At 69.0% G+C, this 7,602-nt stretch carries 5 protein-coding genes and 1 tRNA gene; 3 read left to right on the top strand and 3 right to left on the bottom strand.

From position 1 onward, the window contains the following. Both selA and HMPREF3086_RS08660 read right to left on the bottom strand, forming a co-directional pair. Positions 1–991: L-seryl-tRNA(Sec) selenium transferase (selA, locus tag HMPREF3086_RS08665; RefSeq protein ID WP_070721366.1), on the bottom strand; the 991-nt coding region annotated here is incomplete at its 3' end. A 123-nt stretch (positions 992–1,114) separates the two neighbouring features. Then, positions 1,115–1,210 (bottom strand) — tRNA-Sec (locus HMPREF3086_RS08660). 104 nt (positions 1,211–1,314) lie between these two features. On the opposite strand from HMPREF3086_RS08660, the gene selD reads away from it, so the two are divergent. From selD to HMPREF3086_RS08645, 3 genes are all read left to right on the top strand, one after another. Continuing rightward, the gene (gene selD / locus HMPREF3086_RS08655) at positions 1,315–2,319 is read left to right on the top strand and encodes a selenide, water dikinase SelD (protein WP_070721377.1); all 1,005 of its coding nucleotides are present in this window, start codon (positions 1,315–1,317) and stop codon (positions 2,317–2,319) included. 87 nt (positions 2,320–2,406) lie between these two features. Next, the gene (locus tag HMPREF3086_RS08650; RefSeq protein WP_070721364.1) at positions 2,407–5,019 is read left to right on the top strand and encodes a YhgE/Pip domain-containing protein; all 2,613 of its coding nucleotides are present in this window, start codon (positions 2,407–2,409) and stop codon (positions 5,017–5,019) included. Then, a complete protein-coding gene (locus HMPREF3086_RS08645) occupies positions 5,016–7,202 on the top strand; it encodes a YhgE/Pip domain-containing protein (RefSeq protein WP_070721362.1) in 2,187 nt (728 codons plus the stop codon). The genes HMPREF3086_RS08650 and HMPREF3086_RS08645 overlap by 4 nt, the downstream gene beginning before the upstream one ends. Here HMPREF3086_RS08645 and HMPREF3086_RS08640 read toward each other — a convergent pair. Then, positions 7,195–7,569, bottom strand: a complete 375-nt coding sequence (locus HMPREF3086_RS08640) for a gluconokinase (protein WP_239550456.1) — start codon at positions 7,567–7,569, stop codon at positions 7,195–7,197. The genes HMPREF3086_RS08645 and HMPREF3086_RS08640 overlap by 8 nt on opposite strands. Positions 7,570–7,602: the final 33 nt, after the last annotated feature.

The raw sequence follows: 7,602 nt of genomic DNA, 5'->3' as shown, positions 1-7,602 counted from the left end.
CGACGTGGTCGGCCTCGAGCCCCACCACGACGGGCGGGCGCGGTCCCCGCAGCGTCGCCTCGAGCGCGGCGAGCGTGAGCTTGTCGACCCGCAGCGCGCGGGCGAGCGGGTGGCGGCGCAGGCGGTGGACGAGCTCGGCGTCGCCGGCCAGGATCCCGGCCTGCGGGCCGCCGAGCAGCTTGTCGCCGCTCGAGGTGACGAGGTCCGCGCCCGCCGCGAGTGTGGTGGTCATGTCCGGCTCGTCGGGGAGCGCGGGATGCGGCGCGAGCAGACCCGACCCGATATCGACGACCAGCGGCGCGCCGAGATCGCGGAGGTCGGCGGGCGGGACGGACGAGGTGAAGCCGCTCACCACGAAATTCGACGGGTGCACCTTGAGGACGAACGCGGTGGTGTCGTCGATCGCGCGGGCGTAGTCGTCGGCGTTCACGCGGTTGGTCGTGCCGACCTCCCGCAGGCGCGTGCCCGTGGACTCGAGCAGCTCGGGCAGGCGGAAACCGTCGCCGATCTCGACCATCTCGCCGCGCGAGATCACCACCGTGCGCCCCGGGCCGCCCAGCGCCGTCACGGCCAGCGCGAGGGCGGCCGCACCGTTGTTCACCACGTGCACGTCCCCGGCCGTCGGGACCGCCACGCGCAGGGCGCCCAGCGCTCCGCGACCCCGCCTGCCGCGGCGTCCCGTCGCCAGGTCCAGTTCCACGTCGTTGGTCCCGGCCGCCTCGGCGAGCGCCCGCACCGCGGCCTCCGACAGGGGTGCCCGGCCGAGATTGGTGTGCAGCAGCACCCCGGTCGCGTTGAGGACGCGGGTGAGCGAGACCGGCGCCGCCGGCAGCCCTGACAGCACGGCGTCGACGATCTCGTACGCGGTCAGGTCGCCGGCACGTACCCGGCCCTGAGCGTCTCGGATCCGTGCCTTGACCAGCTCGCGACCCAGCCCGGCGAGCGAGTCGGCCAGGCGCGGGTCGCGGAGTACGGTGTCGGTGGAGGGCACGCGCCGACGGGGATCGCCGGTTGTGGACTGCTCTGTGATGGCCCGCTCCTCTTCCCCGGTCCCGGTCCCGCCGACCGGGGCCGCCCACTCGCGGTGGCCGGGTCGAGGACGGGCGAGAACTGTTGGCGGAGGCGGACGGGAATCGAACCCGCCTGACCGAGATACTCGGTCACGTCGGTTTTGAAGACCGCGGGGACCACCAGGTACCCGGACGCCTCCCTCACGAACGAGTAAGCACCATGGCCGACACCTGAGTCAACCGCGCCACGCGCTGCCGATGCAACAGGCGGCGCACCCCCGTCGATGTCACTATGGTCTGGGCCATGACCTCCGCTCCCGTTCCCGCCCGACTCACCTCCTACGCCCACGGCGGCGGCTGCGCGTGCAAGATCCCGCCCGGCGCGCTCGAGTCCGTAGTCGCCGGACTCGTCGGCGCGCCCGTCCACGACCCGGCGGCCGAGCTCATCGTGGGCCTGGACGACGGCGACGACGCGGCCGCCGTGCGGATCGCCGGGGGTCAGGCCGTGATCAGCACCGCCGACTTCTTCACCCCCGTCGTCGACGACCCCTACGACTGGGGGCGGATCGCCGCGGCCAACGCCCTGTCCGACGTGTACGCGATGGGCGGCACGCCGATCGTGGCGATCAACCTGCTGTGTTGGCCCATGGACGTGCTTCCCTACGAGATGGCCGGCGAGGTGCTGCGCGGTGCCCAGGACGTCGCCGGGAGCGCGGGCTGCCACGTCGCCGGCGGGCACAGCGTGGACGACCCCGAGCCCAAGTACGGCATGGCCGTCACCGGCATCGCCGACCCCGACCGTCTGCTGCGCAACGACGCCGGCCGCGCCGGCGTGCCGCTGTCGCTGACCAAACCGCTGGGGATCGGAGTGCTCAACAGTCGGCACAAGAACACCGGAGCGGTGAGCGAGGAGGCGATCGCGACAATGGCCCGCCTCAACGACGTCGCCGCCCGTGACGCCCTGGCCGCCGGGATCGTCTGCGCGACCGACGTCACCGGTTTCGGCCTGCTCGGCCACCTGTTCAAGATGGCCCGAGCCAGCGGCGTCTCGGCCGTGATCGACTCGGCCGCGGTGCCGTACCTGGACGGAGCGCGGCAGGCGTTGGCCGACGGGTTCGTCAGCGGCGGGACGCGGCGCAACCTCGACTGGGTGCGCCCACACCTCGCCTCGGACGTCGGTGAGGACGAGTTGCTCCTGCTCGCGGACGCCCAGACCTCCGGCGGTCTGCTCGTGGCCGGGGAGGTCCCCGGAGCGCCGGTGATCGGCGAGCTCGTTCCCGCCGGGGACGCGGCCATCACGGTCCGGTGAGCCGGACGGGGCGCTGAATCCGGAAGGCCCCGTTAAGGTTGCAGCCGATCGATGATTCAGGTCCGGAGCGATCCGCACGGAGGTGTGATGGGCAACGCGTGGCGAGTGTTCAGCCGTGACGTCAGGCGACTCGGGCGCGTGCGCAAGGCGTGGATCATCCTGATCGGGATGATGATCACCCCGTCGCTCTACGCGTGGTTGAACATCGCCGGCTTCTGGGATCCGTACGGAAGCACCCGCAGCATCGACGTCGCCGTGGTGAATCTCGACGAGGGTGCCTCCACCGAGGCGACCGGCGACGTCAACGTCGGTGACCAGGTCGTCGACCAACTCGAGGCCAACGATCAACTCGGCTGGCACTTCCTCGACGAGGACGACGCGATGGAGTCCGTCAAGACCGGTGACAGTTATGCGGCGATCGTCATCCCCGCGGACTTCAGCCGCGACTTCACCAGCGTCACCTCGGGCCGTTTCACCCGTCCGAATCTGCAGTATTACGTGAACGAGAAGGCGAACGCGGTCGCCCCGAAGATCACCGATGCCGGCGCCTCGACGCTCGATAGTCAGATCAACAGCATGTTCGTCTCCGTGGTGGCGGAGGCCGTGACGGGGGAGCTGAAGAACGCGGGCAGGAGTGCTCAGGGGCGGTTGCGCGACGCGCAGGGCAACACCCTGGACGCCCTCGACGACGCTGTCGGCACGGTGGAATCCGCGCACGAGCGGATCACCGAGCTGCGCAGCACCCTCGCCGAGGCCCAGGATCGGCTGGACGCGGCGAAGGGCACGCTCGGCAAGGTCGACGACACTCTCGGCGACGTCCAGACCGCCGTCAACCAGGCACAGGAGATCGTCACCGAGACCCAGCAGGAGTTGATCACGGTCACCGACTCGGTGACCGGTGCCTACACGTCGGGGGTGACGCTGCTCGCCGAGACGTCGGCGCGACTGAACGCATCGATCACGACGTTGTCCTCGGAGATACGGCAGGCCGAGGCCGGAGTCGGCTCCGCGATCGACGACGTCATTGCGGTCATCGCGGCGCGGACCCATGCCCTCGCGGAGTTGCGTTCGCTCCGCGACCGGTCCGGTCCGGGGTCCGACGTCGCGCAGCAACTGAGCGGCCCGGTCACGGCGCTGCAGGACCGCCTCACAGCCGACGAGGAGTTGCTCGACGAGCTACGGCGACTGGCCACAGATACCGCCGCCGCGACCTCGGCGATCGAGGAGTCCGCGGACGGTCTCGACTCCGCCGTGCAGGGTGCGGCCACGTCGGCCGGTTCCCTCCGCGGTGTGCTCCTGCAGACCTTCCCCGAGCTGGGCCACTCCATGTCCACGCTGTCCGCGAGCGCGGGCGGGCTCTCGTCCGCACTCGGCGCGCAACGTACCCAGCTCTCGCAGGCGCAAAACCTGCTCACCGGGCTGGGAGACCAACTCGGCGCCGCGTCCACCGCACTCGGCGCACTCGACGGCAACTTCTCCGGCGCACAGGCCGGACTCGAGGAGGTACGTACCGATGTGCTCGCCCTGGGCACCGCCGACGCATGGGACCAGCTACAGACGGTGACGGGCTTGGACACCGAACAGATCGGCCAGTTCCTCGTGTCCCCGGTCGAGGTGCGGGAACACGCCGTCTTCCCCGTCGCCAACTACGGTTCCGCGATGGCGCCCCTGTTCGTGAACCTCGCACTCTGGATCGGTGGCTTCGTCCTGGTGGTCCTCCTCAAACTCGAGGTCGATACCAAGGGGGTCGAGGGCATCACCGCGCGCCAGGCCTATCTCGGACGCTGGCTGCTACTGGCCGTTATGAGCATCGTCCAGGCGTTGATCGTCACCGTCGGCACCCTGTTCATCGGCGTGCAGGCGGCCAGTGCCCTCGCGTTTGTCGGGACCGGTGTGCTCATCGGCCTCGCGTATCTCAGCATCATCTATGCGCTCTCGGTCTCCTTCGGGTTCGTCGGCAAGGGACTGGCCGTGCTGCTCGTGATCATGCAGATCCCCGGTGCGTCCGGCCTGTACCCGATCGAGGTGATGCCTGGATTCTTCCGTGCGCTCTACAACTTCTTCCCGTTCTCGTACGGGATCAATGCGCTGCGGGAAACGCTCGCCGGGTTCTATGACGGCCATTACTGGCGTTCCATGGCGGTCCTCGCGGTGTACGTGGCGCTGGCGTTCGCCCTCGGGCTCTTCCTTCGCCCGCGGCTGGGCAATCTCACGCTGCTGTTCAATCGCAGGATCGCCGACACGGGGCTGCTCGTCAGCGAGGACGTGCAGATCGCGTCCGGCCGCCACCGACTGTCCCGGCTCATCGACGCGCTGGTGGACCGCGAGGAGTACCGCAACACGATCAGACGTCAGGAGGAGCGGTTCACCCGTCGTTATCCGACTCTGTTGCGTCTCACCGCTCTGGTCGGCATCGCGGGCGTGGCGCTGATCGGGCTCGTCGGAGGGCTGGCTCCGATCGGGAAGGCCACGGTCCTCGGATTCTGGGTCCTCTGGAGCCTGCTCATCGTCCTGGTCCTGGTGACACTCGAATACACCAAGCGGAGTTTCCAGCTCGCCACGGAGGTGGGTCGGATGCCGGAGGCGGAGCTGCGCCGGACACTCGCGGACGCACGCGCCGGGGGCGCGTCGCCGCAGGCGACGCCCGACGTCGAGGCCGACCAGCCCGGCGAGCCCGACCAACGCGGTGACTCCGAATGAGAAACACCTGGCGGCTCGCCCGACATGATCTGCGCCGGGCCACGAGCAATGTCATGGCGATGATCGTCCTGTTCGGACTGATCGCGATTCCGTCGCTGTTCACCTGGTTCAACGTCATCTCGAGCTGGGACCCGTTCGACAACACACAGAACCTCAAGGTGGCCGTGGCCAACACCGACGAGGGCTATCAGAGCGACCTCATCCCGCTCCGCATCAACGTCGGCGACCAGGTGCTCTCCGCGCTACGCGCGAACGACAACCTGGACTGGGAGATCACCTCCGCAGAAGACGCCATCGGAGGCACGAGGTCGGAGAAGTACTACGCCGCGATCGTGCTCCCCCCGACGTTCAGTAAAGAGATGCTGACGTTCTACTCCGGTGACGCGGAACGGATCGGGATCGACTACTACGACAACGAGAAAACGAACGCCCTCTCGCCGAAGATCACCGATCAGGGCGCGAGTCAGGTCGCCACCCAGGTCAACGAGACCTTCGCCGCGACACTCGGCGAAGCCGGACTGAACATCGTCTCGACGCTCTCCGAGTATCTCAACGATGCCGACACACAGATCGTCCTCTCCCGGCTCCAGGCACACGCCGGTGCGGTCGCGGCACAGCTCCGCTCCGGGGCGGACACCGCGACGATGTTCACGTCCCTGATCGCCTCGAGCAAACCGCTCGTGAGCGGTGCCTCGGATTCCGTCATCGCCTCGGGCCGGGCGCTCGACGACACCACGGAGGCGATCGGCGGCGGAGTGGAGGCGGCGAAGTCGCTGAAGTCGACCCTGGATTCCGCGACAGGGTCCCTCGGGGCCGCTCTCACCGCGAACGCGGAGAGCTACCCGGCGTTGTCGGCTCGTGCAGACGAGGTGTTCGCGTCGCTCGATACGCAGTCGGAGAGCTCCGCGGCGGCGGTCCGGGCGCTCGCGGAGAGGGTGCAGACGCAGACCGACCAGTACCGGGATCTGCGCGACGCCCTGGTCACGACGGTCGGACCGGTGACCCCCGAGGTGGCCAGAGGCACTCTCGACCTGGTCGTCTCGAGGATCGACGGCGCGATCGCACAGCAGCAGGCGCTGCACGACCGTCTCGAGGCCGCGGCCACGCAGGTGACGGAGGACAACGCCAACATCGAGAACACGCGGCGCGAGATCCGCGCCCTCATCGACGAGGCGAGCGATGCCGTCCGCGGCGCGGAGACCGCGTACTCGGACAGCCTCAAGCCGAAGCTGGATCAGCTCGCCACCACACTCGCCTCGGTTGACGACGGGATCGCATCGATCGGCGCGGACCTGTCCGGGACGGGGACGACGCTCTCCGGCGACACCGACTCACTGCTCGGTGCGCTCACACGAGCGGAGTCGACGACCACCTCGGTGGCGGGTTCGCTCACCGATGCCGCCCGACGGTTCGACGAACTCGCATCGGCGCTGGCCACGGCCATGGATTCCGGCGATCTCGGCGACCTCAACGACCTGATCGGCACCGACGCACAGACACTCGCCACCTCGCTGTCCGCTCCCGTGGATCTCGACCGCGTGCCGGTGTTCCCCGTCGAGAGCTTCGGCACCGCGATGGCGCCCTTCTACACGGTGTTGGGATTGTGGGTGGGAGCGCTGCTGATCGCCGTCTCGATCCGCGACGACGTCCCCGAGGACACGCTGCCAGACAGCGCTCCCCTCACGCCCACCCAGTCCTACCTCGGTCGCTACGGCATCGTCGCCCTGATCGGATTCCTGCAGAGTTCGCTGGTCACGCTCGGCAACATCCTGTTCGTCCAGGTACACCCGGTCCATCCGTTCCTGCTGCTCCTTGCGGGGTGGATGACGTCCCTCGTCTTTACTCTGCTCATCTACACGTTCGTCGCGGCGTTCGGGAACGCCGGGAAGGCGCTCGGGGTGCTCCTGCTCGTCGTCCAGATCTCCGCGTCCGGGGGCGCGTATCCGCTGGAGGTCCTTCCCGGGTGGTTCCAGGCCATCAGCCCGTGGCTGCCGGCGACGCACGCCATGAACGCGATGCGCTCGGCGCTGGCCGGGACCTATCACGGTGACTTCTGGATATCCCTGGGCTGGCTCGCACTCTTCCTCGTGCCCGCCTTGGCGCTGGGACTGGTGCTCCGCCGGCCACTGATCGGCTACAACCGCAACCTCAAGGAAGCACTCGAGTCAACGAAACTCATGTGAGATCGTCCGGTGGACGAGGTCCGTGGCGCCGGGCCTGGGAGAGGAGCTCGGGTACGGGCGCGGCACCGTCGAGCGTGATCCCCGGCTCGTCGGGCCCGAGCGGCTCGAGTACCCCGAACTGCGATCGGACCAACGACGCGGGGAAGAAGTGGCCGACCCGCGTCGTGAGCCGATCCAGCGCGAGCTCCTCTGTCACCACCAGGTGGATGAACTCCACCGCGGCGTCGGTGCGCAGGACGTCCCGGTAGACCCGGGTGAGGGCGGAACAGGCGATGACGGCGGTATCGACCTGCTCCCGAGCAACCGCGTTGAGCCGACGCAGCCACGGCGCCCTGTCCTTCTCGTCGAGTCCGGTCCCGCCACGCATCTTGGCGATCGACGCGGCGCTGTGAAAGTCGTC

This window comes from Dietzia sp. HMSC21D01 (assembly GCF_001815995.1).
Classification (GTDB): Bacteria; Actinomycetota; Actinomycetes; order Mycobacteriales; family Mycobacteriaceae; genus Dietzia; species Dietzia cinnamea.
This window is presented reverse-complemented; position numbering and strand designations above follow the sequence as displayed.